This window comes from Arthrobacter yangruifuii (genome assembly GCF_009192775.1).
GTDB lineage: Bacteria > Actinomycetota > Actinomycetes > Actinomycetales > Micrococcaceae > Arthrobacter_B > Arthrobacter_B yangruifuii.
This window is the reverse complement of record NZ_VTFX01000005.1, coordinates 11,835-37,829: the sequence shown is the minus strand read 5'-3', so window position 1 is coordinate 37,829 and position 25,995 is coordinate 11,835. Positions and strand designations below refer to the sequence as shown.

Below are 25,995 nucleotides of genomic sequence, written 5' to 3'. Positions count from 1 at the left end.
CTGGAAGCTCCTTGGGGAAACGGCATCCATTACCCCGTCACGGGTCCTGTCACGTCAAGTAAATCACTGCCCCTGCCCGTGCCGGCGCCGGGTGCTGCCGCCGCACTTGGCATTGTTGACAATCATGGCGATAATCGGCGGACAGCGACGAGAGGACACACCATGACCGCGGTGACCGTACTGGGCCTGGGCGAAGCCGGGCGTTTGTACGCCCTGGGACTAGCGGAGTCCGGGGCCGACGTACGCGGCTATGACCCCTTCACCGACGCCCGCAGCACCGGCATCCGCCAGTTCGACTCCCCGGCGGAAGCCCTGGCCGGAACCGAGCTGGCTATCAGCCTGGTCGGCGCCGGCGCAGCCGGCAGCGTGGCGGAGCAGGTGCTTCCGCTGCTGGGGCCCGGCGCGGTCTTCGCGGATTTCAATACCTCGGGTCCGGACAGCAAAGCCGGGCTGGCCGAGGTCGCCGCACGGCACGGCGTACCGTTCGTGGACGTGGCGGTCATGGCACCCGTCCCGCGTGCCGGCAGCCGGACCCCGCTGCTCGTCAGCGGCCCGGCCGCGGATCGGTTTGCAGCACTGATGGAAAGCCTTGGCGCACCGGTGCAGACAGTTCCCGGTCCTGCCGGAGCCGCGGCCGGGCGCAAGCTGCTGCGCAGTGTCTTTATGAAGGGGCTGGCCGGGCTGGTGCTGGAGTCTTCCGCTGCGGGACAGGCGGCGGGCGCGGAGGAATGGCTGCTGGCGGAAATTGCCGGGGAGCTGGGCCCGGAGGGTCCGGCGCTGGTGGCCCGCCTGATCGAGGGCTCGCATACGCATGCGGTGCGGCGTGCCCACGAGGTGGAAGACTCCCTCGCCTACCTCGGCACGCTGGGGACGCCGGCGTGGATGACGGAGGGCACCCTGCGCTGGCTGTCCGCCCTGGCAGCGGACTCCTGACGGCATTGTCTGCGAAATTGTTGACACTTTCCGGGGCCGCTGATTGACTCTCAGCACCGCTTCGGGGCAGGCAGGCAACGAAGCCCATGCCGATCGAGCAGACTGCAAAGGACACCACTATGGCTAGTGCTTTTCGCGACGTGGCCCACCTGGGCTTCGTGGAACTGTATACCCCGGATTTCGAGAAGAGCCTCTGGTTCTTCACCGAGCTGCTGGCAATGCGCGAAGTCGGGCGGGACGGCGATTCGGCCTACCTGCACGCGTGGGACGACTACGAACACCACACCATCAAGCTGACCGCGCACGAGACCTCCGGCGTCGGCCGCCTGGGCCTGCGTGCCGCCAGTGAAGAGGCGCTGCAGCGCCGCGTCGCGGCCATTGAGGCTGCAGGACGCGGCGTCGGCTGGCACGACGGCGGTCCCGGCATGGGCAAGACCTACGCCTTCACGGATCCGGACGGGCATCCGATGGACATCTACTTCGACAGCGAATGGCACGTCCCCACGGAGGAGTCCCGGCCGGCCCTGAAGAACCAGGCGGACCGCTTTCCGGGCCGCGGGGTGAATGCCCGCCGTCTGGACCACGTGAACTTCCTGGGAAAGGACGTGGCGGAAAACGGCAGGTTCGTGGAGGAGGTGCTCGGCGGCAAGCCCACTGAACAGATCAGGTTGGACAACGGCATGCTGTCCGGCCAGTGGTTCACCTTCTCCAACAAGTCCTACGATCTGGTGTACAGCGGTGACTGGACCGGCAGCAGCGGCCGGCTGCACCACGTGGCGTTCGCCACCGACACCCGGGAAGACATCCTCAAGGCCGCGGATATCTTCCTGGAGAACGGCATCCACATTGAAACCGGTCCGCATAAGCACGCCATCCAGCAGACGTTCTTCCTGTACGTGTACGAGCCCGGCGGCAACCGGATCGAGTTCTGCAACGCCGGGGCACGCCTGATCCTGGCCCCGGACTGGAAGACCATTGAATGGTCCGAGGCGGAGCGTGCCAAGGGCCAGGCCTGGGGGATGAAGACCATCAGCACCTTCCACACCCACGGCACTCCCCCGGTGGAGCTCCCCGCCAGCTGACCAGCGCGCGGATCCCTTCAAACGACGACGGCGGCCCCTCCTTCCCGGGAGGGGCCGCCGTCGTCCGGCGGGGCCGGAACTAGTGTGCCGCGTCCGGCCGGTGGCCCTTCTTCGCCAGCTGGATCTGCTCGTACACGTGATGGCGCAGTTCGGTGAAGCGCGGCATTTCCCGTGTCTCCAGCTGGGTGCGGTCCACCGGGAGGTCAATCACAATGTCCTCCTGCACCACGGTGGGGGAAGAGGACAGGATGATGACGCGTTCGCCCAGGTACACCGACTCGTCGATGTCGTGGGTCACGAACAGGATGGTCATCCCCAGGTCCTTCCACAGCCGCCGGGTGAGGTCCTCCAGATCCGCCCGGGTCTGGGCGTCAACGGCCGCAAAAGGCTCATCCATCAGCAGCACCTCGGGCTGGTACGCCACCGCCCGGGCAATGGCCACGCGCTGCTGCATGCCTCCGGACAACTGCCACGGATAGGACTTGGGCACGTGCGCCAGCCCCACCGCTTCCAGGGCTGCGGCAACCCGCTCCCGCCGTTCCTCCTTGGGCACGCCCGCATTCTTGAGGGGCAGCTCCACGTTGTCCGCCACCCGCAGCCAGGGGAACAGCGAGCGGCCGTATTCCTGGAAGACCACCGCCATTTTCTTGGGCGGGCCGGTGACCTTTTTGCCGTCGAGCAGCACCTCGCCCTCAGTGGCGCCCAACAGCCCGGCAATGATCTTCAGCAGGGTGGTTTTGCCGGAACCGGAGGGCCCCACCAGGCAGGCCAGCTCGCCGTGGCCCAGGTCGAAGGTGAGGTTGCGGACGGCTTCGATAGGGCCACCGTCGGTGGAGTAGACCTTTTTCAGCCCGCGGACCGACAGCAGCGCTTCCCCCTCGGGCAGGGTGCGTCCGGAGGGAACGGCACCCTCCGGAGCAGGAGTTGTGTTCGCGGAAATGGCGTCAGGCTGCATTTTCTACCTCTTTAAGGCCGTGGTACCAGCGCAGCACGCGCCGTTCGCACCATTGGAAAATCAGGGACAGCGCCAGGCCGATCAGGCCGAGCACCAGGATGCCGGACCACATTTCCGGAATGGCGAAAGACCGCTGGAACTGCAAAATCGTGAAGCCCAGCCCCGAGGAGGAACCGAACATCTCCGAAATGACCATCAGGATGAGGCCAATGGACAGTGACTGCCGGATACCCGCCATGATCGTCGGGGCTGCGGAAGGCAGCACCTGGTAGCGGATCCGGTTCATTCCGGAAATGCCGTAGGAGCGGGTGGTTTCGTTCTGCACCGGGTCGATGGAGCGCACGCCTTCAATGGTGTTCAGCAGCACCGGCCAGATGCAGCCGACCACAATCACGGCCACCTTCATGGCGTCGTTCAGGCCCACCAGCAGGATCAGCACCGGAACCAGCACCGGCGGCGGCAGGGCGCGGAAGAATTCGAACACCGGTTCGGTCAGCGCCCGCAGCGTCCGATTCAGGCCCACCAGCAGCCCGACGGCGATGCCGAGAATGATCGCGATGGCCAGCCCGGCGAGCAGCCGGGCCACCGACGGCAGGACGTCGGCGGTGATGCGCCCCTCGAACCAGGTGGGCCCGAAGACATCGACCAGGGCCGCCGGCGTGGGGACAAAGAAGTTCGGTTCACCGCGGGTGGACACCCACCACAGGAGCACCAGCAGCACGGGCAGCGCGAGCACGTACCCCAGGTTCTTGAGGGTCTTCACAGCACTGCCTCTCCCCGAACGGACGGATGCCAGGCCAGCAGGCGCTGCTCGGCCTGGCGCATCACAATATTGATCGCGACGCCCAGCAGGCCGGTGGCCAGCACGAGTGCGTACATTCCGGAGATGGCACCGCCGGACTGGGCGTCGGCAATCTCGCGTCCCAGACCCGGCGAACCGATGATGAGCTCGGCGGTGATGGCCAGGATCAGTGCCACGGAGGCGCCCAGGCGCAGGCCCGTCATCAGGTACGGCAGGACGGTGGGGAACACTACGTCCCGGACCCGCTGGAACCGGGAGAACCCGTAGGACTGGGCCGTCTGGGTGGCCACATTGTCAACGTCGGCCACTCCGTAGAGCACCTGGATCAGCACCTGCCAGAAGCAGGCGTAGATGATCAGCATGAGGGAGGACTCGATTTTGACGCCGAACAGCAGCACAGCCAGCGGGATCAGCGCAACGGAGGGAACCGGGCGCAGGAACTCGATGGTGGAGTTGGTGAAGCGGCGCAGGAACGGGCTCATGCCGATGACCAGGCCGAGGACGCCGGCGGAGACGACGGCGACTGCCAGGCCAATGGCCCAGGCCATCAGGGTATGTCCCACGGCCAGCCAGAAGGCCGTCAGCCCGAAGTCCCGGACCAGCGCGATGATGACCTCCGAAGCAGGCGGTAGGAAGCGGGCTTCCACCAGGCCCACGGCCGGAACCGCCTCCCAGACCAGCAGGAAGCCCAGAACACCGAGAAGGCCCAGTACCGGCTTCGGTACGGAGCGGCGCGCGCCCGTCCGGGCCGTGCGCGGCTGCGCGGCCCGTCCGGGTTTCAGCACTTCGGCACTCATTACGGCAACAGCTCATCCAGGTTCGGCTCTTCTGTGATCAGCCCGTCGCTGACCGAGAGCTCCGCAAGTGTTTCCACGCCGGCACGGTTGATCTCCGTGGTAAAGCTGGGCAGGGTCAACGCCTTTGCCGTCTCGGCGTCGATCTTCGTATACGTGAGCAGGACATCGCGGACCGCATCGGGGTTCTGCTCGGCGTATTCCAGGGACTTGTTCATGGCCGCGGTGAATTTCTCCACCGTCCCGTCGTCATCCCCGATCTTCGCCGACGTCGTGAAGTAGGCGCCGACGGCCAGATTCTCCGCCGTATCGACGTAGTTCGAGGCCACGAGGGTGGACCCGGCCTTCTGCCCGCCCGCCAGGAAGGGCTCCACCACCTGGATGGCATCCACCTGGCCGCGTTCAAGGGCTGCCTGCATGTCAGGGAAGGCCAGCTCCACGAACTGGATACCGGACGGGTCGCCCCCGGCCTTGCGCACCGCGGCCCGGACGGTGGTGTCATTGATGTTGTTGAGGGTATTCACGGCCACCTTCTTGCCGCTGAGATCCGCAGCCGATGCGATCCCGGAATCCGGGGCGGCCAGGATGCCGCCGAAGTCGGCACCGTCTTCGCCGGTGGATGCCGCGCCGGCCGCCACCACCTGCACATCCAGGCCCTTGGACTGCGCCACCAGCATGGAGGAGATATTGCTGAAACCGAAGTCCATGCTCCCGCTCATGACTGCCGGAACAATGGCGGCACCGCCCTGAGCCGGCTGCAGTTCCAGCTCCAGGCCCTCGTCTTCGAAGAATCCCTCCTGGACGCCGAGGTAGATCGGGGCCACGTCGACGATGGGAATGACGCCAACCGTGACCTTGGTCAGCTCGCCGCCGGCGGCCTCAGCGGTGTCCTCGGTGCCCCCGCTGGGCGAGCCCGAACCGCAGGCGGCGAGTGCCAGGACCGCGGTGGAGGCGGCGAGCACCCTAAGAATTGGCTTCATTGTCGATCCCCGGTTCTGTGTTCCAAGTTAGCTAGGTCACACACACGCTATTTTTGGCAGACATGATTGTCAAAGATTCCGGATAACGATCGGACCCTCCCCCTGCGCGCTCTCCCGGACCGGGGCGCGGCAGATCAGCCCGAGGGCCACCGCCCGGTTCGGAACAGTTCCTCAAGCACCGCAGCCGCCGGCGCGGGATCCAGGCCGTGCGAGGCGAGCCAGGCGTCGTCACCATAGGAGGCGGCATACCGGTCCCCCGAGTCACACACCAGCGAAACGATGCTCCCGGCACGGCCTTCCGCCTCCATGGCCGCCGCCAGCTGCCACACACCCCAGAGGCTGGTGCCGGTGGAGGGGCCCGCATGCAGGCCCGTCAGCCGGCGCAGATGGCGTGAGGCCGCCACCGACGCGGCATCCGGCACCTGGATCATGTGGTCTATAACGGCCGGAATAAAGCTGGGCTCCGGCCGGGGCCGGCCAATGCCTTCGATCCGGGACGGCCGCCCGGCGGCGGGCTGCCCCGGGTTCCGCCAGGCGGGGAAGAACGCGGAATTCTCCGGGTCCACCACCGCCAGCCGCGTGGGGTGCCGGTGGTAGCGGATGTACCGGCCGATCGTGGCACTGGTGCCGCCGGTGCCTGCGCCCACCACAATCCACTCCGGCAGCGGATGGTCCTCCCGGGACATCTGCGAAAAAACCGACTCGGCAATATTGTTGTTGCCGCGCCAGTCGGTGGCCCGTTCGGCATAGGTGAACTGGTCCATGTAGTGTCCGCCGGTACTCGCTGCGACGGCTTCCGCAGCGGCATAGACCTCTGACGGATCCTGGACAAAGTGGCAGCGCCCGCCGTAGTGCTCAATCAGCCGGATTTTCTCCGCACTGGTGGTCTGCGGCATCACGGCCACAAACGGCAGTCCCAGCAGCTGGGCGAAATACGCTTCGGAGACGGCCGTGGAGCCGCTGGACGCTTCCACGATAGGAGTGCCCTCCGTGATCCAGCCGTTCACCAGGCCGAAGAGGAACAGGGACCGGGCCAGCCGGTGCTTGAGGCTGCCGGTGCGGTGGGTGGACTCGTCCTTGAGGTAGACCTGCACCGACCAGCCGGCGGGAACCGGCACCTGGAACAGGTGCGTATCCGCCGAGCGCGCCCCCTCGGCCTCGATACGGCGGATGGCGGTCTCCGCCCAGGTACGGTCCGGAAGCGTAAGAGTGTTCACGCCTCCAGCCTACGTTCGGCTGCCGGGCGAAGGGTCTGCCGGGCGAAGGGTCTGCCGGCCGCCGCTGATTTCATCAGTACCCTGATGATCGATAGTGTCGAAGGGACTGGCCGCTGACCAGGCAACACCGATTCAACAGGAGAACCCATGGAGATCATCCCCCAGGCAGCCGCTGAATCACATGCCGGCGCCGATCCGACGCCCGGCATCATGGAACAGGACCAGGCCCGGACCGCGGCGCAGTCCCCTGCACGGGATTCGGGCAGCGTGCTCGTGGCCGGTGCCGGCGGAGTCATCGGCCGGCATGCCGCGGACGAGTATGCTCGCCGCGGCTGGAAGGTCCGCGGTGCCAGCCGCCGTCCGGTGCCCGGCGCCGGCTGGGAGCACCTGTCGGTGGACCTGCTGGATGCCGACAAGGCCCGCGATGGGCTGGCTGTGGCGTCGGACACCACCCATCTGGTGTTCGGCGCCTACATTGAGCGCCCGACGTCGGCGGAACTGTCCGAGGTCAACACCGCCCTGCTGCGCAACACCCTGGATGCGCTGCACGCGGCCGGGGCACCGCTGCGCCACGTCACCCTGTATCAGGGCGGCAAGGCCTACGGCGCGCACCTGGGCTATTTCAACGCCCCTGCCAAGGAGCGCGACCCGCGGCTGATCCAGCCCAATTTCTACTATGACCAGGAAGACCTGCTCCGCGAGGTGGCCGCCGAACGCGGTTTCACCCTGACCGTGCTGCGGCCGGAAGGCGTGATCGGCTACGCCACCGGCAACCCGATGAACCTGCTGATGGCCATTGCGGTCTACGCCAGCATCAGCAAGGAACTGGGCCAGCCGCTGCGCTTCCCCGGCACCGTGGCCGCCTACGATGCCCTGTACCAGGTCACGGACGCCGAGCTGCTGGCCCGCGCGGCCGTCTGGGCTGGTTCGGAGCCCGCCGCTGCGGGGGAAATCTTCAACATTACCAACGGTGACTTCTTCCGCTGGCGGCAGCTGTGGCCGGCCTTCGCCAGGTACTTCGGCATGGAGTACGCGGAGCCGCAGCCCGTGCCCCTCACGGACGCCATGCCGCAGTACCGTGCCCTTTGGGAGCGTATGACCGAGCGGCATGGCCTGGAGCAGATTCCCTATGCTGACCTGGTCCGCTGGGAATTTGCCGATTTCATTTTCCGCTCGGAGTTCGACAATGTCTCCTCCACCGTCAAGGCACGGCAGGCCGGCTTCGCCGACTGCCTGGATTCCGAAGACCGCTTCCTGGAGCTCTTCGGCCGGCTGGCCGAGAACCGCATCATTCCCGGCCCCGCGGCGTGACGTGTACCCTGCAACCCACCTGCAGTTGACCGCTGCACCCACGCTGGCGCGCCTGCGCTATAAGAGGAGTCTCACATGAAGATTGTCGGCATCCGCGCCTTCGGCGGCCCCGAGGCCCTGGAGGTCCTCGATGTGCCCGAACCCCATGCCGGTCCCGGTCAGGTACGCCTCCGGGTGCGGGCCGCGGCCGTCAGCCCCACCGACACGATGCTGCGTTCCGGCCTCCAGGATATGGGCGGGCAGGAACCGCCCTACATCCCGGGGATGGATGCCGCCGGAGTGGTGGACGAGGTCGGCGACGGCGCCGGCTGGCGGATCGGCGACGAGGTCATGGCCCTGGCCCTTCCCCGGTCAGTGCACCGCGGCGCCTACGCGGAGTATCTGGTGGCACCGGCGGACTCGATTGCCCGCGTCCCGGCCGGCATCGGACTGGAGGCCGCCGCCACCCTGCCCATGAACGGCCTCACTGCCGTGCAGACCCTGGAGAAACTCGCCCTCCGCGAAGGACAGGTCCTGGCCGTCACCGGGGCGGCCGGCACCCTGGGCAATTACCTGATCCAGCTGGCCAAGGAGGCGGGGCTCACCGTGGTGGCCGACGCCGCCGAAAAGGATATTCACCTGGTGTCGGCGCTGGGCGCGGACCATGTGGTGCGCCGCGGCGACGACGTCGCAGAACAGATCCGCGAGCTGTTCCCGGACGGCGTGGACGCCGTCGCGGACGCAGCCGTGCTGGACGAAAAAGCGGCCGGTGCCGTGCGTGACGGCGGCGGATTCGCCACCTACCGCGGATGGAACGGGGAGCCGGGCCGGGGTGTCATGGTCCATCCCATCTGGGTGCGGGAGGAATACCATTCCGGGGCGAAGCTGGACCGTCTGCGGGCGCTGGCCGAAGCGGACCTGGTGAGCCTGCGGATCGCCGATGTGCTGCCGGCCGAACGTGCCGCTGACGCACACCGCCGGCTGGAGGGCGGAGGGCTGCGCGGACGGATTGTGCTGACCTTCTAACACCGTCCGGCAGGTTTGGCGCGAGGGGTATGCGGGGCACCGCGGCGCTGCTAGTGTTCCCGGCATGGAGATCCTGATTTTCGAGTAGCGCGCCGCTGCGCCCTCTCGAATCCCCGCAGACACCAACCACAGCTTGTTGAGGCCCGGCCTCCAAGTCCTTCCGTCTGCACGCCCCTTTGCGTCAGTGTGTTTGGCCTGCCCTGGAAGGGCCTGTGCCGGCGTCCACGGCGCCAGTCATAGGAGCAAAACCATGCGTACACCGAAGAGAAAACCGAATCAGTCCCCTCCGGAGCAGCACCCGGGGGCCGGCGGGCAGGCCGCGTCCGGTCTGCATATCAATCTGGCCCCGGCCGCCCAGGCACGGCTCAGCAAGGCCGGCCAGGCCCGGCCGGAAGCCGCGGCCGAAGCCGGGCTGCCGGGCTGGCAGAGCCTGGGCAAGGGCCACAAACCCACCCATGCCGTGACGTCCCGGCAGGGTCCCCGGGAGCGCAAGGTCCGCTGGTAGCGGCACTGCGTTCCTGAACCGGGTCACCCGCAACAGCGGACTGGCCGGCCGCACGGCCTGGGCCGGCCAGTCCGCCTGCGGTGCCTCCGTCCCCGGGACGGGCCGGCGCGGGCAACTCAGTTGATGCGGGCCTCCCTGCCCTCCCATTCCTGCGAGCGCAGCTCATTCTTGCGGATCTTCCCGGTGGAGGTCTTGGGCAGCTCAACGATGAATTCCACGCTGCGCGGAGCCTTATAGGAGGCAATCCGTGCCTTCACATGGGCCAGCAGTTCCTCATTGCCGGCCTCCAACCCCGGCACAAGCACCACGAAGGCCTTGGGCCGCTCGCCCCAGCGTTCGTCCGGCACCCCGATGACGGCGACGTCAGCCACCGCCGGATGGCTGGCCAGGGCCTGCTCCACCTCGATGGTGGAGATATTCTCGCCGCCGGAGACCACCACGTCCTTGGAGCGGTCCAGCAGCTGGACGTAGCCGTCCGGGTGCATCACACCCAGGTCACCGGTGTGGAACCAGCCTCCGCGGAAGGCCTCGGCCGTGCCGTCATCGTCCCGGTAGTAGCCGCGCATCACACTGTTGCCGCGCATCACAATCTCGCCCATTTCGACGCCGTCGGGCACCACGTCGAGCAGCGTGCCGTCGGCGTCGGGAACATCGCGGACCACGCGCAGGCGCTCGGCGGTGAGCATGCCTACTCCCTGCCGGGCCATGTTCTTTGCCAGCGCCTCGGGGTCCAGCCCATCCCAGGCGGCCTGGGGTTCACAGACGGCGTAGGGGCCGTAGGACTCGGTCAGCCCGTAGACGTGGACCACGGCGGCCTGCAGCTGGTGGATCTTGCCGATGACGGTGGGGCTGGGCGGAGCGCCGGCGGTGACGATGGTCAGCGGGCGCTCCAGCACGTGCGCCTCCTCCGCGGTGGCGATGGCGGAAAGGACGGTGGGGGCGCCTGCCAGGTGATCGATGCCGTGGGTGTCGATCAGCCGCCAGATCTCCGGGCCGCGGACGGCGCGCAGGCACACGTGGGTGCCGGAGGCCCCGGTCAGTGCCCAGGTGGTGCACCAGCCGTTGCAGTGGAACATCGGCAGGGTCCAGAGATACACGGTGTCCGCCCCGAACCCCTGGTGGTGGATCTCGGCAAGCGAGTTCAGGTAGGCGCCGCGGTGCGTGTACATCACGCCCTTGGGCAGGCCGGTAGTGCCGGAAGTGTAGTTCAGGCTGATCACCGTGTGCTCGTCCTCCACCGTCCAAGGCAGCGGGGTATCCGCGCCCCGGGCCGTAAACACGGCGTACGACGTCGTGCCCTCCACGGTGTCTTCACTGCCGTCCTGCAGCGGTACGGAGATCACTTCGGTGACCGTTTCCAGCTCCGGGGCACCCAGGGATCCCAGGCCGCGCAGCAGGTCCGGGTCGCCGAAGAGCAGTGCAGCGCCCGAATGGTTGCAGATGTAGGCCACCTCCGGCGGGGACAGCCGGGTGTTCAGCGGAACCAGGACACCGCCGGCCAGCGGCACGGCATAGTGGGCAATCAGCAGTTCGGCGGAATTGGTGCCGAGGAACGCGGCGCGGGCACCCTCGGTCAGCCCTGAAGCCCGCAGGGCGTGCGCCGTCCGGGTCACCGCCGCAGCGAATTCCCGGTAGGTGAGCTGCCGCTCCCCGTCGATCACCGCCGTTTTGTCCGGATGCACTGCACTGGCGCGTTCCAGGAAGCGAAGCGGGGTCAAAGCGGTATCCAAGCCGGTCATGTCTCTCCTTTGAGGTGTAACGGGCCTTCCACGCTACATGGCCGATGAGGTCCACATCACATTTATGAAGGCCCCCGGCGACACACCGCGGGCTGCCGGAAAAACGGCGGGACAATAATAAGCACCGGCCCGCAGCGAGGCAAATCGCCCCCGGACATTTGCTCGGGCAGCGCCGCAGTACGAAATCTGCGTGCCCGGACGCCGATATCGTTAAATACAGTGCCCGCCCCACCTGGGGTTCGGTGCCGCCCGGCTCCCCCTCCTTTGAGCCGTCCGGACGGCAGCTAGACGCTCCTCCCACCCCAGCCCAGGCGCAGTGCTGCGTGCCGGCCCGGGTGCCGGAGCGGGGCACTGCGACGCCGGGATTCCGGTCCCGGAGCTAGAACCTCAACGAAGCGGAGACGTAATGCCCCACAAAATCATCCTGGATTGCGATCCCGGGCATGATGATGCGGTCGCCCTGCTGCTGGCACACGGCAGTCCGGAGATCGACCTCCTGGCGGTGACCACCGTCGTTGGAAACCAGACGCTGGAGAAGGTGACACGCAACGCACTGGCAATTGCCCGTGTCGCAAATATCACAGGCGTTCCCTTCGCTGCCGGCTGCGACCGGCCCCTGGTCCGCACCATCGAGAACGCCCCGGACATCCACGGCGATTCCGGCATGGACGGCCCCGAGCTTCCGGACCCGACGCTTGAACTTGATTCCCGCCACGCGGTGGATCTCATCATCGACACAGTGATGGCCCACGAACCGAACACCGTCACCATCGTCCCCACCGCCGGGCTGACCAACATTGCCATGGCCGTGCGCAAGGAGCCGCGCATCGCCGAGCGGGTCAAGGAAGTTGTCCTCATGGGCGGCGGCTACCACGTGGGCAACTGGTCCGCTGTGGCCGAGTTCAATATCAAGATCGACCCCGAAGCGGCGCACATCGTGTTCAACGAGAAGTGGCCGCTGACCATGGTCGGCCTGGATCTCACGCACCAGGCGCTGGCTACGGACGAAGTTGCCGAGCGCATCGCCGCCGTCGGCACCAAGCCCGCAAAGTTCGTCGGAGAACTGCTCGAGTTCTTCGGCGAGGCCTACAAGGACGCCCAGGGCTTCGACTTCCCGCCCGTGCATGATCCGTGCGCCGTCGCGTATGTCATCGACCCCTCCGTCATGACCACCCGGCGTGTTCCGCTGGACGTGGAACTGACCGGCACCCTGACCCTGGGGATGACGGTGGCGGACTTCCGCGCACCGGCCCCCGCGGACTGCAACACCTCGGTGGCCGTGGACCTGGACCACCGGAAGTTCTGGGACCTGGTTGTGGACGCCCTCCAGCGCATCGGCGAGGTCGAACTGTGAGTGAAATGACCCGACGCCGGGTAAACGTCGGAGCGCTCATGGCGGCCCTGCTGGCTGCCTGCGTGGCGTTCCAGCTGAACGCCTCCATGCTCTCCCCCGCCCTGTTCACCATTGAGCAGGAGCTGGACACCACGTCCGCTGCCGTGGCCCTGACGCAGACCGCGTTCTTCACCGCGGCCGCCCTGTTCTCCCTCTTCCTGCCCCGGCTCGGCGACATCATCGGCCGCAGGAAAGTCCTCACCGGCATGCTGGTGGTCCTGACCATCGGCTCCGTCATTGCCGCCCTCGCACCGAGCATCGAGGTGCTGTTCCTGGCCCGGCTGATCCAGGGCGTCTCCGGACCCACAGTTGCGCTGTCCATGATCATGCTGCGCGTGGAAATCCGCGACCCCAAGCAGTACGGCACCCTGATGGGTGTCATTGCCGCCGTCAACGGCGGAATCGCGGGCGTGGATGCCATTGCCGGCGGCTATCTGGCGCAGAACCACGGGTTCGCGTCGATCTTCTGGTCCATGGCCGTCGTCGGCGTCATTGCCGCCGCCCTCGTCTTCGCCGTCGTGCCCGAGTCCCGGGCCGAGAAGAAGGAAAAGATGGACTGGGTGGGCGTGGTTCCCCTGGTCATCTCGGTGGGCACCCTGCTGACGGCCTTCAACGAGGCAGGCAAGCTGGCCGAGGCCAACTGGCCGCTGGTCATCGGCCTGATCGTGGTTGCCGTCATTGCGTTCACCGTGTTCTGGAAGGTCGAAAACCGAACCGAGCAGCCGCTGATTGCCACCTACCTGCTGAAGCAGCGTTCCACCTGGGCCCTGCTGCTCACGACCGTGCTGACCATGACCGGCGTCTTTGCCGTCATGAACGGCATTATCCCGGCCCTGGCACAGGACGGCGCCGTGGGCTTCGGCATGGGCGCGGAGGAATCCGCCTGGTGGACCATCACGCCCTACGCCATCGCCGGCCTGATCATCGGCCCCTTCGCCGGACGCTTGGCCGGCAGCTGGGGCTACGCCAAGGTGCTGCGGATCGGCACCGTCGGTTCCGTGATCGCCCTGGCCCTGATGCTCCCGGTGGTCGGCAGCGATTCGAAGCTGGGCCTGCTGGCAATTTCCATCCTGATCGGCATCACCTACGCCGGCATCGGCAACGTCATGCTCAGCGGCCTGGGCGTCATGCTCTCCCCGAAGGAAAACCCCGGCTTCCTGCCCGGGCTCAACGCGGGTGCCTTTAACCTGGGCGCCGGCCTGAGCTTCGCCGTAATTTACGCCGCCAAGACCGCAACCACGGTAACGGACGGGTCCGGCACCGAAGGCTACTACGGCGGAATTGTTGCCGGCGGGGTGATCCTGGCCCTGGCCCTGGCCGCGTCCTTCCTGATCCCCAAGCCGGCCCCGGCCGGTACCCATCCGGCGGCAGCCGAAGCGGATGCCGCCCGAGCCAAAGTGGAGGTGAATCCATGAGCGAGACCGCCCGCCGGCGGGTAAACGTCGGAGCGCTGATGGCGGCCCTGCTGGCCGCCTGCGTGGCGTTCCAGCTGAACGCGTCCATGCTGTCCCCCGCCCTGGTGCGGATCGAGGAGGAACTGGACACCACGTCCGCTGCCGTGGGTCTGACCCAGACCGCGTTCTTCACCGCGGCCGCCCTGTTCTCCCTCTTCCTGCCCCGGCTCGGCGACATCATCGGCCGCAAGAAAGTCCTCACCGGCATGCTGGTGGTCCTGACCATCGGCTCCGTGGTTGCTGCCCTGGCACCAAGCATTGAGGTGCTGTTCCTGGCCCGGCTGATCCAGGGCGTCTCCGGACCAGTGGTGCCGCTGACGCTGATCATGCTGCGCGTGGAAATCCGCGACCCCAGGCTGTACGGCACCCTGATGGGTGTCATCACGGCTGTCAACGGCGGCATCGCGGGGGTTGACGCCGTCGCCGGCGGCTACCTCGCGGAAAACCACGGGTTCGCCTCCGTCTTCTGGGCCATGGCCGTTGTCGGTGCGGTCGCCACGGCCCTGCTCTTCTTCCTGGCGCCGGAATCCCGGGCCGAGAAGAAGGAAAAGATGGACTGGGTGGGCGTGGTTCCCCTGGTCATCTCCGTGGGCACCCTGCTGACCGCGTTCAACGAGGCCGGCAAACTGGCCGACGCCAACTGGACGCTGGTGGCGGCCCTGATAGTCATCGGCGTGATTGCGTTTGTGGCGTTCTGGAAGGTGGAAAACCGCACCGAGCAACCGCTGGTAGCCACCTATCTGTTGAAGCAGCGTTCCACCTGGGCGTTGCTGCTGACCACCCTGCTGACCATGACCGGTGTCTTTGCCGTCATCAACGGCATTATCCCGGCCCTGGCGCAGGACGGCGCCGTGGGCTTCGGCATGGGCGCGGAGGAATCCGCCTGGTGGACCCTGACCCCCTACGCCATCGCGGGCCTGGTTATTGGCCCCTTCGCCGGCCGGCTTGCCGCCGGCTGGGGTTACGGCAAGGTGCTGCGGATCGGCATGATCGGTGCTGTCATCACGCTGGCCCTCATGCTGCTGGTGGTCGGCAGCGAATCGAAGCTGGGCCTGCTGGGTGTGTCCGTGCTGATTGGCATCACCTACGCCGGCATCAGCAACATCATGCTCAACGGCCTGGGCATTGTGCTCTCCCCCAGGGAGAACCCCGGCTTCCTACCCGGACTCAACGCCGGCGCCTTCAACCTCGGTGCCGGGCTGAGCTTTGCCGTGATCTACGCGGTGAAGACGGCAGCCACCCCGGCCGACGGCGCCGGGTCCACCGGGTACTACGCCGGTATCATTGCGGGTCTGGTCATCCTGGGCCTGGCCCTTGCCTCGTCCTTCCTCATCCCGAGGCCCGCCGATGCCGAGGTTGACGCTGCCCCGGCCGAGACCGACCACCGCTGACCCCCGTCTGCCGATTCAAGGAGAATCCCTGCATGTCCGCCGGAAAAGTTGTAGTAGTCGGCTCGCTTAATGCCGACCTGACCGTCCGTACCGACCGTTTCCCCTCCCCCGGGGAGACCCTGAACGGATCGGAACTGGTCATTGTTCCGGGCGGCAAGAGCGCCAACCAGGCCGCTGCCGCCGCCCTGCTGGGTGCCGATGTGCGGCTTTTCGGCGCCGTGGGTGCAGACGGGCACGGGGACCTGCTGCTCAAGGCTGCCGCCGGTGCCGGCGTGGATGCCTCACGCGTCCTGCGCCGCGCCGGCACGGCCACGGGCACCGCCATGATCGTCGTGGACGCCGCCGGGGAAAACACCATCATCGTCTCCCCCGGCGCCAACGGCACGGTCACCGGTGCCGAGCTGCCGGCGGACCTCTTTGAGGACGCCGCCGTGCTCTGCCTGAGCCTGGAGGTGCCGCTCGAAGCGGTCACCGCCGCAGCCCGGGCCGGGCACGATGCCGGTGCGCAGGTGCTGCTGAATCTCTCGCCGTACCGGGAGGTCCCGGCCGAACTGCTGGGCCTGACCGATGTCCTGCTGCTCAACGCCCACGAAGCCGCGCTCGTGACGGGGCTGGCGGACCCGGCGTCGGACTGGGACGCGGTCCTCGCCGCCCTCGCCGGCCTGGGTGTGCGCCGCACCATCGTCACGCTCGGCGGTGAGGGCGCCGTCGTCCTGGACGGCACTGCCGCCGGTACGGACCGGATTGTCACCGTCGCCCCCACCCGGGTGACCGCGGTGGACACCACCGGCTGCGGCGACGCGTTCACGGCCGGTACGGCCGCCCGGCTTGCCGCCGGCGACTCCCTGGCCGACGCCGCCCGGTTTGCGGCACGCGCCGGTGCACTGGCTGCCACCCGCGAGGGGGCACAGTCCTCCTACTCGGCGCTGGCGGAAATGGTGGGTACCGCGTAGGTCAAAGCATCAAAAAAGGCCCGGCATCCGCGCATGTGTGCGGATGCCGGGCCTTTTTTGAACTCTTCCCACCCGCCGACGAACATGGTCCGTTCGCCGTCGACGCAGACAGGCCAACAGCGCCGGACCCAGTTGAGCTTTTCGCGGCCGGGGAGTTGCAGAGTAGGCGGATGGCGTGTCGTTCCGGTGTTCAGGAGAAGAAGCCGGCTTCCTTACGCGTAGTCTTGGCCGGACAGCGGAGACTGACTGCACCCTGTCCGTACACACCAGGATTGCGGCGACACTACCGCACCCACGAACAGGAGAGATCTTGAAGAAATCCGCCTACGTGGCCATTGCGCTGGTACTCGCAGTGGTAACGTCCGGATGCGGTTCGGACGCCGATGCCTCAGTTACGGAGCCCACCGGCACCTCGACCCCGGTGGAAGCCTCAGCATCACCGTTCATCGATCCCCTGGACCGGCTTCCTGCCCAGCCTTTCGGAGTGGATGCAGCAAAGATTGTGGCGGATCCCGCCCAGTTCGGCATCCAGTGGCAGATGGGCGAGGATCAGTCTGCTGAGGCTGTGGCCGAGGCACTCACAGTCTTTCTGCAAGTACAGTGGCTCGCCAACGAACGCCAGACCTACATAGCCGGCCCGGACAGGGACAAAATCCAGGGAAGCCTGAAAGATGCCGAACACTTCGTGGCACCGGAGCACCTTGAACCACTGCGAAAGGCTGCTGCGGACGGGCTCGCGTACACCGCGCTACATGAAAAAGAAGGCGACGATACAGCCCCGCCGAGTGAGCAGATCTACTACCCTTTCCATCTGGGCGAAGTCGGCGGGGGACCTTCAGATGCAATCCCCTTCGATGTCTCCAGCGGCATGCAGTTGACCCCGCGGATTTCCCACGTTTTTGGCAGGCAGGAAGGCCACCCGGTCGACATCAACATCCGCGCGTACCTCGACTACGAGGTCACCTTGGTAGACGGGCGGATGGCTGTGGTTTCGTACCCATCGTGGTACGGGATGAGGAACGTGGACGGTGAGTGGAAAGTGGATGGCTGGACGTTTAACTACCACGACGCGGAACCGACCGTGACAACCAAGTAAGAACGTTCACCGCGGCTTCTTCGTGCCCTGCGGCGCAGCACGTGCGTCCAACCTGCGCACCGACTCCCGCACGGCGCCGTGCAACATGATCTCGAGATCCCCGACCACACGGTAGGGGTGTTCGACCATGCCGTCCGCGACCCATCGGAGCACGACGGCGAGCACGGCCGAGGTGTAGAAGTCAGCCACCAGCACGCGGTCCTGCTGGCGTGCCGGCCCGCCGCCGTCGCGGTCCATCACGGCCTCGGTAACGGGCCGCATCTGCCGAAACAGGAACCGCTCCAACCCGGGCTGGCCCAGCCCGTTGAGCACCCCCAGCGTCGATGAGCGGTTCTCGCGCAGATATAGCATCAGTCGCACCAGCCCGTCGGCCCATCCCACCTCGGACGCGAATGCGCGGACCTGTTGGGCAACCTCGGTCTCGAACACCCAGACGGCGAGCTGGCGCACATCGGGGAAATGGTAATAAAACGCCTGTCGCGTCAGTCCGCAGTCCCGCGTCAGTTCGGTAACCATCACCTTGTCGAGCGGCTCGGTGCGCAGCCGGGCTTTGAGCGCGGCCGCCAGAGCTGCTCGCGCCCTCGCACCCCTCTGCGCGTTGATGCCCTCATCGGTCATGCCTGACGGTAGCACCGGGCGTTTTTGGACACATCGCTTCAACTGTCTAATGACGGCACAGCGCGGTTTTTTTACCTTCGAATAAGAAGGCACGCATGCCGCGGGCCCGAAACGGAGAGGTCCAAGTTGTTCTTGTTCGAATCAATTCCCTGGTACTCCTGGGCGATGTTCGGCGTCGTCCTGGTTGCCCTCATCGCACTCAACGAGGTGACGCGACGGTGGAAATGGGCCGGTCTGGCCTTCTTTGTGGCGCTGCCCATCCTCCTGACCGTGTTCGTGTGGCCGACCACGGCAGGAGACGGATCGTCCACAGGCACGTGGTTCCACTGGGTGAAGGTGTACTCGGCACTCCTCGGGTGCCTGGGTTTTATGCTCATCCGGTATGTTCCCCGTTTGGCAAAGAACCGCTGGATGTTGATGTTCCCCGCGCTGATCCTGGCGATTAATATTGCCGAGGCCGTCATCCGGGACTTCGAGGTGGCCGGACTGCAGGGCATGCACGACGGCGTCTTTATGGTCGGCGGTCCCTGGAACTACATGAACGCCATCGCCGGCATCCTGAACCTGCTCACCATCTGTGGCTGGACTGGCATCATCGTGTCCCGCGACAAGTCGAAGGACATGATCTGGCCCGACATGATGTGGTTCTGGATCATCGCATACGACCTGTGGAACTTCGCCTACGTCTACAACTGCGTCGGTGACCACGCGTTCTACGCCGGTGCGGCACTGCTCATCTCCTGCACCATCCCCGCGTTCTTCCTCAAGAAGGGTGCGTGGCTACAGCACCGCGCCCACACCCTCGCGCTGTGGATGATGTTCACGATGGCGGTCCCCACGTTCGTGAGCACGTCACCGTTCGCCGTGGAGTCCTCGCACAACCCGACCGCGCTGTTCGTCGTGTCGGCCATCTCGCTGGCGGCCAACATCGCCGTCGCGGTCTACCAGCTGTTCACCATCGTCCAGCGGCACCGCAACCCGCTGCGCGATGAGCTGTACACCCACCTGCGCCCGTACCGGGAGGTGCGTGACGCTAACCTGCCCGCCGAGACCCCGGCTGTCCTGCCGGAGCCCAAAGGCCGGCCGGTCACCGTCTGACCTTCAGGGCATGAGAAAACCCCTCCTGATCGGACCTTTGGTCTGGTCGGGAGGGGTTTCGCGCTCGGAGCCCCCTGCACCGAGCGCTGGTGGAAACGGAGCGCTGACCCAAGCCCGTCGCCGGTTCGGCGGTCTTTCTCCAACGTCGGACTATGCTGTCGGGCATCACGGCAAACCGCCAAATCGTCAGCAGGCTCTCATGGGGGAAACATGTCCAAACACGTGCCGCCCGGCACCAGCCACTTCAATCCTTACAATGGCCGTGCCGAAGCAGGCCAGGTCCCGGCAGTGGCGGGCGGAACGCCGATACGGCCGAAGCAGGTCGATTCGTCCTTCGGCCTCCTGCTGGGCGCTTTGATCCTGACCGCACTGGGTATTCTCACCAGAATCATCCTTCTCAATGCCGGCGAGGGTGCGGTCTGGCCGGTGATGCTGTGCATCTGCTTCGCTGTCACGTCTGTGGCAGCCGGATTTATCCGCAAGGGCCATCATTGGGCCCGGATCCTGCTTACCGCCTACACCGCGGTCTCGGTGCTGACTTTCCTTACCGGGACGAACCTTCTGAGCTGGGGCGCCATCCTGACCCTGGTCGCAGCCACGGTGCTTTTGTACTGGGCACCCTCACGTGCCTATTTCAAGGCGATGGACCAGCACCGGCGAAACACGACTGATTAGGGCGTAGGGAAGGTTTTCCGTGCCGGCTGCGGCCCGGTGAGCTGGCCCCGCAGTTCCTGGAGAGCTGCCACCCGTTCGGCCAGCTCGTCCGGGCCCGCTTCTTCCCACAGGTCAAGGCCGCTGCCCTCATCAATGGCGGCGAGCGCGGCGGCCTTTACCTGGCCGTCGAGCCGACCCACCTGGAACTGCGCCGCCGCAAGCGGCACCCACAGCTCGGCCGCGTTGTCCTCCCGCAGAAGGTAAGCGAATGAGTCGATAAGGCGACGTGTCGCCTCCTCATCCGGCACCTCGTCCTCGAGGTATTCGAAGTATTCATCACGGACATCCGCGGCTGTGTCGTTGGCGAAAATGCCTGTCCCCCATGCACCCATGTCCTGAGTATTGCAGATGCACCGCAAGACCCGCTCAGCTGCCGAATGATCCCTCCAGGAAATGCCGGTTTGCTTCGGCCCGCACCAGAAGCTCCTCCCCGGTGAAGCGCTTCCGGTCAAAGGCTTCCCACTCGCCCACGAACATGGTCCACTCGCCGTCTACCTGCACCGGCCAGCAGCGGCGGACCCAGTTGAGCTTCTCCCGGACATTGTTCCGGTCACTCGGATCGGTGCTCGTGTACTGCAGGACGGTGCAGTTGTGGATCATCTGCTCCCTGTCGGCCTCCCGTTCCAGGAATTCCTCGTCACTCCAGCGCTCCAGGACCAGCCGCGTAGCCCACATGAATTCCCCATGGGTAACCAGCAGAACGTTGTCCCGGGCGTTTTCGCGGTGCAGGGTGCTCAGGATATTCCGTACCCGGTTCTCGGCAACATTCGCAATGGATTCGCCTGCCGGCGGAGCCCAGTACAGCGGATCACTGTCCCGGTACGCGGCGTTCTGCGAGTACTTGCGCGCAAAGTCCTGCTTCGACATGGACCCGATCTCGCCCCAGGACCGTTCACGGATCACGCGGTTCTCCTCCCAGCGCACATCCAATCCCAGATGCGCGGCAGTCTCACGGGTCCGGGTGTACACGGAGACCATGGCACGGTCGAACTCGATATTCTGTTCGGCAATCCAGGCTCCGGCCACCTTGGCCTGCTGTACCCCGAGGTCCGTGAGCCGCCAGGACCTGTCCGGGACGGTCATCGTCTCTTCGTTGTACAGGCTGGGGTCCCCCGCCTTGGCCGCCCGCTGCATCACGTTAGCTTCACTCTGTCCGTGGCGGACGAGGAACAGATTCCGGGGCATGACCATGTGAGACTCCTTCAACGTGGGCAGGTTCTGCTGTTCATTTTAGATACGACGGCGGCGCCTCCCTGCCGCCTGTGCGTGTCAGCCGCTGAAGGACGACGCCCATGGTCCGGGTGACCGCTCGTTCACCGGCATGCCCTCATCCTGGAATCTTCGGCGGCTTCCAGTCTGCGCGTTGATGATGGTGGGCAAGACGATCTGGGCGGCGGCACGCGTGAGATGTCATGAACGCGGAGAGGGGTTGACAGGGGGTTCAGACCCCTAGACACTTTCAAATGAAAGTATTCCACTTTGAACGAAGGAGTTTCCGATGCGTCATGGTGATATCTCTTCCAGCCCCGACACCGTGGGCGTGGCTGTCGTCAACTACAAAATGCCACGGCTTCACACCAAGGCCGAGGTGCTGGAGAACGCTCGGAAAATTGCAGACATGGTCGTGGGAATGAAGCAGGGACTACCGGGGATGGACCTGGTTGTTTTTCCCGAGTATTCAACCCAAGGCATCATGTACGACAACGATGAGATGTTCGAAACGGCGTCCACGATTCCGGGCGATGAGACAGACATCTTTGCCGCCGCCTGCCGGGAGGCCGACACCTGGGGGATCTTCTCAATCACCGGTGAGCGCCACGAGGACCACCCGAAGAAACCGCCATACAACACCCTGATTCTGATGAACAACCAGGGCGACATTGTCCAGAAGTACCGCAAGGTTCTGCCTTGGAACCCGATCGAGGGCTGGTACCCCGGGGACACCACGTATGTGACCGAGGGACCCAAGGGCATGAAGGTCTCACTGATCATCTGTGACGACGGCAACTACCCCGAGATTTGGCGCGACTGCGCGATGAAGGGCGCGGAGCTGATCGTCCGCTGCCAGGGGTACATGTACCCGGCCAAGGACCAGCAGGTGCTGATGTCCAAGGCCATGGCCTGGGCAAACAATTGCTACGTTGCCGTGGCCAATGCTGCCGGTTTCGATGGCGTGTACTCCTACTTTGGCCACAGTGCCATCATCGGCTTCGACGGCCGGACACTCGGCGAGACGGGAGAAGAGGAGTACGGCATCCAGTATGCCCAGCTCTCCGTCTCGGCAATCCGCGACGCCCGGGAGAACGATCAGTCCCAGAACCACCTCTTCAAGCTCCTGCACCGCGGGTACACGGGGATTCACGCGGCCGGGGACGGCGACAAGGGCGTGGCAGAGTGCCCCTTCGACTTCTACAAGCTGTGGGTCACAGACGCCCAGAAGGCCCAGGAAGCCGTCGAGGCCATCACTCGAGACACTATCGGCGTCGCCGAGTGCCAAGTCGGGTCGCTTCCCTCCAAGAAAGAAATGACCGTTTAGCACCGTACTACGACGGTAGGGGCGCCGGACCGAGGTCTGGCGCCCCTACCTTTTTGGAGCGCGCCATGCCATTCATCAACGACCGACTTAATGAAATCAAGCAGCAGCAAGACCTGAAGAAGATGCTCCAGGAGGACGGGAGCCGGCCCATCGACCCCAGCGGTCCACCCGAGAGTCTTCCGGCGGTCGACGACGGAGCCGATTTGGACACCATTCGTCGCCGCCTGCGCCACCGGATCATGGGCCAGAATCAAGCCATTGAGGCTGTCGTCCGCTCAGTGGCCATCGGCCGGGCCGGCCTCAACGATCGCGACCGCCCGTTGGCTAACGTCCTGCTGCTGGGTCCGACCGGAGTCGGCAAGACCGAGCTAGTGCGCCAGGTTGCTGGAATCCTGCGCTCGGATCCTGACGACCTCTCACGCATCGACATGAGTTCGCTCTCCCAGGAGCACTACATGGCTTCCCTGACCGGTGCCCCTCCCGGATACGCCGGGGCGAAGGAGAGCTTCTCGCTTTTCGACCGCTCGAAAATCGCCGGAGACCCCTACACCCCGGGAATCGCTCTTTTCGACGAGGTGGAGAAGGCACACCGTTCCGTGCACCGGGCCATGCTCCACGTCTTGGACAACGGGCTGCTCAAGCTCGCAAACGGGCAGGAAACAATCAACTTCCGAAACTCCTATGTATTTATGACCTCCAATCTGGGATCGGCTGAGCTGCTGGCCCGCAGTCGCAGCCGGGTACGCGGCATTCTCGATAAGACGGCCCGCGGCATAGGTGTGTCGGAGTCCACGGTGTACCGGCGAGTCTCCCTCGCCAACGAGGGAATGGTGGTCCGTAAGGCCCTGGAAGGATTCTTCGAGCCCGAGTTCATCAACCGAATTGACGAGATCGTCGTGTTCAATTCATTGACCGGCCGGGATGCCGTAGGAGTGGTCCGCCTGGAGATCTCAGACCTGGCGCGGCGGTGTGCACTGCGTGGCATCGATTTGGCCGTAGACCCTGCGGTGGCGGCCTTCATCGCCGGGCAGGGGTTCGACCAAACCTACGGAGCCCGCAGCATCAAGCGCCTGGTGCGCGACCAGTTGGCCACCCCCGTCGCCCGAGCTGCCCTCGGCCTACGGGGAGCCACCGGAGAGTCTGTGCAGCTGCTCGCCGAAGTCGGCGACGGTGCCGTGGCTGTCATTCCCGTCGAGTCATAACTGCTCGATGATCTCGAAGTCCAAGCCATCCGCCCGGGCGAGATAGACCGGGTGGGTGGCCTGGTTACCGTGGAACTGCACCGTGCCCCGGGGGCCGTCATAGCCCAGCTCTCCGATAACGCGATTCATATCCTGGACCAAGGGCGAGCAGGCCAGCCGCGCTAGGTGGACCAGGGTGTGCATACCTTCATAACAGGACTCGGCCACATTGTTCAGCGGTGGAGCTCCCACACCGTGGAAGGCTGCGTACCGGGACTGCAGGTCGAAGGACCCGGCCGTGACGAGGGTGCGGAAGAACCCCGCTGATACATAGAGATCGTCCGTGGCTTCGGGGCCGCTCCCCATGACCATGTTCTCCTCCATCAAAGGGCTGTAGCGCACCATCCGCTCACTCAGACCAAGTTCGGCAAAGAGCCTGTTGAATAAAACCGCTTCCTGTCCCACAAGGAGCATCAGCACCCCGTCGCAGGAGGATTTGGCCACCTCGTTCACGAGCATGTTCACCCGGCCGGCGTCCATGGGCACAAAGGCCTCTCCGACAATTTCGATCCCCAGCCCGGCACATGCTTGGGTTAGCACCGCCGCAGTCTGCCGCGGCCAGACGTAGTCGTGACCCACCACGAACCAACGCCTCCTGCCCAGCTGGCACGCCATCCAAGCCAGTGCCGGAATGATCTGGAAGTTCGGCACCTCGCCACTGCAGTAAACACCCGGGCGGCGCTCTCCGCCTTCGTAGAGGGAGGTGTAGACGTAAGGAAGCCTTCCAGCGATCGCAGGTACCAGGGCATTGCGCACCGATGAGATATGCCATCCCGTCACAGCATCGAGACGGCCCTCGTCCGCCAAAGCAGCCACCTGTGCGGCCACCTCCCGGGGAGCCTGGCCGGCGTCAATGAACTCGAGCTCAACCTGCCTGCCCAGGACGCCGTCCTCTTTGTTGAACTCCGCAGCAGCCAGCTCGGCCACTGCTTGGCACGAGGGGCCGAAGATGCCCGCGCTTCCCTCCAACGGAACAACCATACCGACACGCCAGTTCAACGGTTGACTCGACATCCAGTCACCCTTCCGGTCAGAGGTGTGCGCCCCTCACGTTGCCATAGATTGCTTCCACATGTAAAGATTCAGTTTGGAAGTTAATTGTGGTGGACAGGAGTCGTCGGAATGTCGGTGACAACAGCGGATGTCGGCTTGGCCGCGGCTCTCGGAGCGGCCACGCGGCGCGTTCACGAGCGCGCCCACGCTCTGTCTTCAGCCGAGGGGCTCACTGCGGACCAGTGGTCGGTTCTTGACTTCGTGGCAAAATCCAACACCCCGGTGGCCATGCACGAGATCGTTGAGGCCGTCGGCTTAACCGGCCCCAGTCTCACACGGGCGGTGGACAAACTGGTAACCTCGGCCCTCATGTTTCGCGAGGTCGACCCCGGTGACCGTCGACGCGTACTGGTGAGCCCGTCCAAAAGAGGCTGGGCCGTCTACGCCAAACTGGCACCGCAGATGACAGCCCTCGAACAGGATCTGGCTGGCAGCACCGAGACTGCCGAGCAGATCCTCCGGATGCTAAACGGGCTGGCCCGCTAGCTCCTGCACTGCACCGCCTGCGGCACCGGAAGGCATGGAAGTTCGCTTCGCCAAGATCCAGGCTGCGACAGCCAGCACACCCAGCAGCGCGGACAGCCCCGCTGCTCCCGCACCCCCGGGCACCCAGGCATCGCGCATCAGGAGCACCGCCGGAAGGGATGTCGTGGGAATCGCCCACAGTGTTACCAGCCATCCGGCGAAGGGAGTCCAGGCGGTTTTCTCTAGGGCAAGAAGCGTGAAGAACATCGCCCAGAGGACACCCCAAGCGAGCCAGATCACACCAAAGGTGAGGTCGCCCGCGAAGAACGAGTCGATGGCGGCATAAATGGCTGCCATCACCACGAAGAGGGAAAACCACCCAATGCCCTCACCGGAAATCCCCGACAGATTAGTGATACCGACATAAAGATAGGTGAAGCCGAAGAGCAGGATCGTGAACGTCGCGTGCAGCGTGGCAGGATCCCCGCCGGACTGGGCGAGAATCATCAGCGGCATTATGCATTGCAGCGCCCCGACGAGAATGTTGAAGATCCCGGCGCTTTTGGCGGAGATGCGCCCGAGCAGCATCAACCCATTTATGAAGAGCACGGCACCGACATAGAACAGTCCCACTGCACTCATGGTTCACCTCCGAGGAGC

Annotated in this window: 26 protein-coding genes; 15 read left to right on the top strand and 11 right to left on the bottom strand. The window is 65.5% G+C overall.

Features of this window, described 5'->3' with window-relative positions:
• The first annotated feature begins 162 nt into the window (after positions 1–162).
• Both GD627_RS11135 and GD627_RS11130 read left to right on the top strand, forming a co-directional pair.
• Complete coding sequence (locus GD627_RS11135; protein ID WP_152272565.1) at positions 163–933, top strand: NAD(P)-dependent oxidoreductase; 771 nt, start codon at positions 163–165, stop codon at positions 931–933.
• A 119-nt stretch (positions 934–1,052) separates the two neighbouring features.
• Positions 1,053–2,015, top strand: coding sequence for a catechol 2,3-dioxygenase (locus tag GD627_RS11130; protein WP_152272564.1), 963 nt, complete (start codon positions 1,053–1,055; stop codon positions 2,013–2,015).
• 79 nt (positions 2,016–2,094) lie between these two features.
• On the opposite strand, the gene GD627_RS11125 is transcribed toward GD627_RS11130, so the two are convergent.
• The 5 genes from GD627_RS11125 to cds1 all read right to left on the bottom strand — a co-directional run bounded on the left by GD627_RS11125 (position 2,095) and on the right by cds1 (position 6,763).
• Entirely contained in the window at positions 2,095–2,970 is an 876-nt protein-coding gene (locus tag GD627_RS11125) for an ABC transporter ATP-binding protein (RefSeq protein WP_146363044.1), read from the bottom strand.
• Positions 2,960–3,733 (bottom strand): ABC transporter permease, encoded by a 774-nt coding sequence (locus GD627_RS11120; RefSeq protein WP_152272563.1) that lies wholly within the window; start codon positions 3,731–3,733, stop codon positions 2,960–2,962. The genes GD627_RS11125 and GD627_RS11120 overlap by 11 nt, the downstream gene beginning before the upstream one ends.
• A complete protein-coding gene (locus GD627_RS11115) occupies positions 3,730–4,569 on the bottom strand; it encodes an ABC transporter permease (RefSeq protein ID WP_152272562.1) in 840 nt (279 codons plus the stop codon). The genes GD627_RS11120 and GD627_RS11115 overlap by 4 nt, the downstream gene beginning before the upstream one ends.
• Positions 4,569–5,546: an ABC transporter substrate-binding protein gene (locus tag GD627_RS11110; RefSeq protein ID WP_152272561.1), complete on the bottom strand. Its 978-nt coding sequence runs from the start codon at positions 5,544–5,546 to the stop codon at positions 4,569–4,571. Before GD627_RS11110 ends, GD627_RS11115 begins: the two co-directional genes overlap by 1 nt.
• A 134-nt stretch (positions 5,547–5,680) precedes the next feature.
• On the bottom strand, positions 5,681–6,763 hold the full coding sequence (cds1, locus tag GD627_RS11105; RefSeq protein WP_152272560.1) for an L-cysteine desulfhydrase Cds1: 1,083 nt from the start codon (positions 6,761–6,763) through the stop codon (positions 5,681–5,683).
• Between the two features lie 147 nt (positions 6,764–6,910).
• Between cds1 and GD627_RS11100 the strand changes: the two genes are divergently transcribed.
• The 3 genes from GD627_RS11100 (at position 6,911) to GD627_RS11090 (ending at position 9,584) form a co-directional block, all read left to right on the top strand.
• Positions 6,911–8,074 carry an SDR family oxidoreductase gene (locus tag GD627_RS11100; protein ID WP_246165454.1) on the top strand — a complete coding sequence of 388 codons (1,164 nt, stop codon included), beginning with the start codon at positions 6,911–6,913 and terminating at the stop codon, positions 8,072–8,074.
• 75 nt (positions 8,075–8,149) lie between these two features.
• Positions 8,150–9,079 carry an NADP-dependent oxidoreductase gene (locus GD627_RS11095; RefSeq protein ID WP_152272559.1) on the top strand — a complete coding sequence of 310 codons (930 nt, stop codon included), beginning with the start codon at positions 8,150–8,152 and terminating at the stop codon, positions 9,077–9,079.
• 250 nt (positions 9,080–9,329) lie between these two features.
• The gene (locus GD627_RS11090; protein ID WP_152272558.1) at positions 9,330–9,584 is read left to right on the top strand and encodes a hypothetical protein; all 255 of its coding nucleotides are present in this window, start codon (positions 9,330–9,332) and stop codon (positions 9,582–9,584) included.
• 116 nt (positions 9,585–9,700) lie between these two features.
• Here GD627_RS11090 and GD627_RS11085 read toward each other — a convergent pair whose 3' ends face one another.
• The gene (locus tag GD627_RS11085) at positions 9,701–11,323 is read right to left on the bottom strand and encodes an AMP-binding protein (RefSeq protein WP_152272557.1); all 1,623 of its coding nucleotides are present in this window, start codon (positions 11,321–11,323) and stop codon (positions 9,701–9,703) included.
• Between the two features lie 406 nt (positions 11,324–11,729).
• Between GD627_RS11085 and uriH the strand changes: the two genes are divergently transcribed.
• From uriH to GD627_RS11060, 5 genes are all read left to right on the top strand, one after another.
• Positions 11,730–12,677 (top strand): uridine-preferring nucleoside hydrolase UriH, encoded by a 948-nt coding sequence (uriH, locus tag GD627_RS11080; RefSeq protein ID WP_146363058.1) that lies wholly within the window; start codon positions 11,730–11,732, stop codon positions 12,675–12,677.
• Positions 12,678–12,682: 5 nt separating this feature from the next.
• Entirely contained in the window at positions 12,683–14,131 is a 1,449-nt protein-coding gene (uriT, locus tag GD627_RS11075; protein WP_152273057.1) for a uridine transporter UriT, read from the top strand.
• Positions 14,128–15,561, top strand: a complete 1,434-nt coding sequence (uriT, locus tag GD627_RS11070; protein WP_152272556.1) for a uridine transporter UriT — start codon at positions 14,128–14,130, stop codon at positions 15,559–15,561. Before uriT (GD627_RS11075) ends, uriT (GD627_RS11070) begins: the two co-directional genes overlap by 4 nt.
• A 32-nt stretch (positions 15,562–15,593) precedes the next feature.
• A complete protein-coding gene (locus GD627_RS11065) occupies positions 15,594–16,514 on the top strand; it encodes a ribokinase (protein WP_152272555.1) in 921 nt (306 codons plus the stop codon).
• A 310-nt stretch (positions 16,515–16,824) separates the two neighbouring features.
• Positions 16,825–17,610 carry a hypothetical protein gene (locus tag GD627_RS11060; RefSeq protein ID WP_152272554.1) on the top strand — a complete coding sequence of 262 codons (786 nt, stop codon included), beginning with the start codon at positions 16,825–16,827 and terminating at the stop codon, positions 17,608–17,610.
• Between the two features lie 6 nt (positions 17,611–17,616).
• Here the strand turns inward: GD627_RS11060 and GD627_RS11055 are convergent, their stop codons facing one another.
• Complete coding sequence (locus tag GD627_RS11055) at positions 17,617–18,228, bottom strand: TetR-like C-terminal domain-containing protein (protein ID WP_152272553.1); 612 nt, start codon at positions 18,226–18,228, stop codon at positions 17,617–17,619.
• Positions 18,229–18,360: 132 nt separating this feature from the next.
• On the opposite strand from GD627_RS11055, the gene GD627_RS11050 reads away from it, so the two are divergent.
• Complete coding sequence (locus tag GD627_RS11050) at positions 18,361–19,326, top strand: DUF5692 family protein (protein WP_246165453.1); 966 nt, start codon at positions 18,361–18,363, stop codon at positions 19,324–19,326.
• Between the two features lie 222 nt (positions 19,327–19,548).
• Complete coding sequence (locus tag GD627_RS11045; protein ID WP_194266036.1) at positions 19,549–20,001, top strand: hypothetical protein; 453 nt, start codon at positions 19,549–19,551, stop codon at positions 19,999–20,001.
• On the opposite strand, the gene GD627_RS11040 is transcribed toward GD627_RS11045, so the two are convergent.
• Positions 19,998–20,372 (bottom strand): DUF4259 domain-containing protein, encoded by a 375-nt coding sequence (locus tag GD627_RS11040; protein ID WP_152272550.1) that lies wholly within the window; start codon positions 20,370–20,372, stop codon positions 19,998–20,000. The genes GD627_RS11045 and GD627_RS11040 overlap by 4 nt on opposite strands.
• Positions 20,373–20,406: 34 nt before the next feature.
• Complete coding sequence (locus tag GD627_RS11035; RefSeq protein WP_146363074.1) at positions 20,407–21,231, bottom strand: histidine phosphatase family protein; 825 nt, start codon at positions 21,229–21,231, stop codon at positions 20,407–20,409.
• Positions 21,232–21,538: 307 nt separating this feature from the next.
• Between GD627_RS11035 and GD627_RS11030 the strand changes: the two genes are divergently transcribed.
• Together GD627_RS11030 and GD627_RS11025 are read left to right on the top strand one after the other, a co-directional pair.
• On the top strand, positions 21,539–22,576 hold the full coding sequence (locus GD627_RS11030; RefSeq protein WP_152272549.1) for an aliphatic amidase: 1,038 nt from the start codon (positions 21,539–21,541) through the stop codon (positions 22,574–22,576).
• Between the two features lie 65 nt (positions 22,577–22,641).
• Positions 22,642–23,778 (top strand): AAA family ATPase, encoded by a 1,137-nt coding sequence (locus GD627_RS11025; RefSeq protein ID WP_246165452.1) that lies wholly within the window; start codon positions 22,642–22,644, stop codon positions 23,776–23,778.
• On the opposite strand, the gene GD627_RS11020 is transcribed toward GD627_RS11025, so the two are convergent.
• Positions 23,773–24,798 carry a substrate-binding domain-containing protein gene (locus GD627_RS11020; protein WP_152272548.1) on the bottom strand — a complete coding sequence of 342 codons (1,026 nt, stop codon included), beginning with the start codon at positions 24,796–24,798 and terminating at the stop codon, positions 23,773–23,775. The two genes, GD627_RS11025 and GD627_RS11020, sit on opposite strands and share 6 nt — an antisense overlap.
• Positions 24,799–24,939: 141 nt before the next feature.
• Here GD627_RS11020 and GD627_RS11015 point away from each other — a divergent pair, with 141 nt between their 5' ends.
• On the top strand, positions 24,940–25,356 hold the full coding sequence (locus GD627_RS11015) for a MarR family transcriptional regulator (protein WP_152272547.1): 417 nt from the start codon (positions 24,940–24,942) through the stop codon (positions 25,354–25,356).
• On the opposite strand, the gene GD627_RS11010 is transcribed toward GD627_RS11015, so the two are convergent.
• Positions 25,336–25,977, bottom strand: coding sequence for an AmiS/UreI family transporter (locus tag GD627_RS11010; RefSeq protein WP_152272546.1), 642 nt, complete (start codon positions 25,975–25,977; stop codon positions 25,336–25,338). The two genes, GD627_RS11015 and GD627_RS11010, sit on opposite strands and share 21 nt — an antisense overlap.
• Positions 25,978–25,995 lie beyond the last annotated feature (18 nt).

Coding starts and splice junctions, on each gene's coding strand:
- uriT (WP_152272556.1), top strand. CDS start 14,128: ATGAGCGAGACCGCCCGCCGGCGGGTAAACGTCGGAGCGCTGATGGCG.
- GD627_RS11020 (WP_152272548.1), bottom strand. CDS start 24,798: ATGGTTGTTCCGTTGGAGGGAAGCGCGGGCATCTTCGGCCCCTCGTGC.
- GD627_RS11010 (WP_152272546.1), bottom strand. CDS start 25,977: ATGAGTGCAGTGGGACTGTTCTATGTCGGTGCCGTGCTCTTCATAAAT.
- GD627_RS11055 (WP_152272553.1), bottom strand. CDS start 18,228: ATGACCGATGAGGGCATCAACGCGCAGAGGGGTGCGAGGGCGCGAGCA.
- GD627_RS11085 (WP_152272557.1), bottom strand. CDS start 11,323: ATGACCGGCTTGGATACCGCTTTGACCCCGCTTCGCTTCCTGGAACGC.
- GD627_RS11135 (WP_152272565.1), top strand. CDS start 163: ATGACCGCGGTGACCGTACTGGGCCTGGGCGAAGCCGGGCGTTTGTAC.
- uriH (WP_146363058.1), top strand. CDS start 11,730: ATGCCCCACAAAATCATCCTGGATTGCGATCCCGGGCATGATGATGCG.
- GD627_RS11015 (WP_152272547.1), top strand. CDS start 24,940: ATGTCGGTGACAACAGCGGATGTCGGCTTGGCCGCGGCTCTCGGAGCG.
- GD627_RS11130 (WP_152272564.1), top strand. CDS start 1,053: ATGGCTAGTGCTTTTCGCGACGTGGCCCACCTGGGCTTCGTGGAACTG.
- GD627_RS11115 (WP_152272562.1), bottom strand. CDS start 4,569: ATGAGTGCCGAAGTGCTGAAACCCGGACGGGCCGCGCAGCCGCGCACG.
- GD627_RS11100 (WP_246165454.1), top strand. CDS start 6,911: ATGGAGATCATCCCCCAGGCAGCCGCTGAATCACATGCCGGCGCCGAT.
- GD627_RS11125 (WP_146363044.1), bottom strand. CDS start 2,970: ATGCAGCCTGACGCCATTTCCGCGAACACAACTCCTGCTCCGGAGGGT.
- GD627_RS11040 (WP_152272550.1), bottom strand. CDS start 20,372: ATGGGTGCATGGGGGACAGGCATTTTCGCCAACGACACAGCCGCGGAT.
- GD627_RS11065 (WP_152272555.1), top strand. CDS start 15,594: ATGTCCGCCGGAAAAGTTGTAGTAGTCGGCTCGCTTAATGCCGACCTG.
- GD627_RS11030 (WP_152272549.1), top strand. CDS start 21,539: ATGCGTCATGGTGATATCTCTTCCAGCCCCGACACCGTGGGCGTGGCT.
- GD627_RS11035 (WP_146363074.1), bottom strand. CDS start 21,231: ATGGTCATGCCCCGGAATCTGTTCCTCGTCCGCCACGGACAGAGTGAA.
- GD627_RS11090 (WP_152272558.1), top strand. CDS start 9,330: ATGCGTACACCGAAGAGAAAACCGAATCAGTCCCCTCCGGAGCAGCAC.
- uriT (WP_152273057.1), top strand. CDS start 12,683: ATGACCCGACGCCGGGTAAACGTCGGAGCGCTCATGGCGGCCCTGCTG.
- GD627_RS11110 (WP_152272561.1), bottom strand. CDS start 5,546: ATGAAGCCAATTCTTAGGGTGCTCGCCGCCTCCACCGCGGTCCTGGCA.
- GD627_RS11025 (WP_246165452.1), top strand. CDS start 22,642: ATGCCATTCATCAACGACCGACTTAATGAAATCAAGCAGCAGCAAGAC.
- GD627_RS11095 (WP_152272559.1), top strand. CDS start 8,150: ATGAAGATTGTCGGCATCCGCGCCTTCGGCGGCCCCGAGGCCCTGGAG.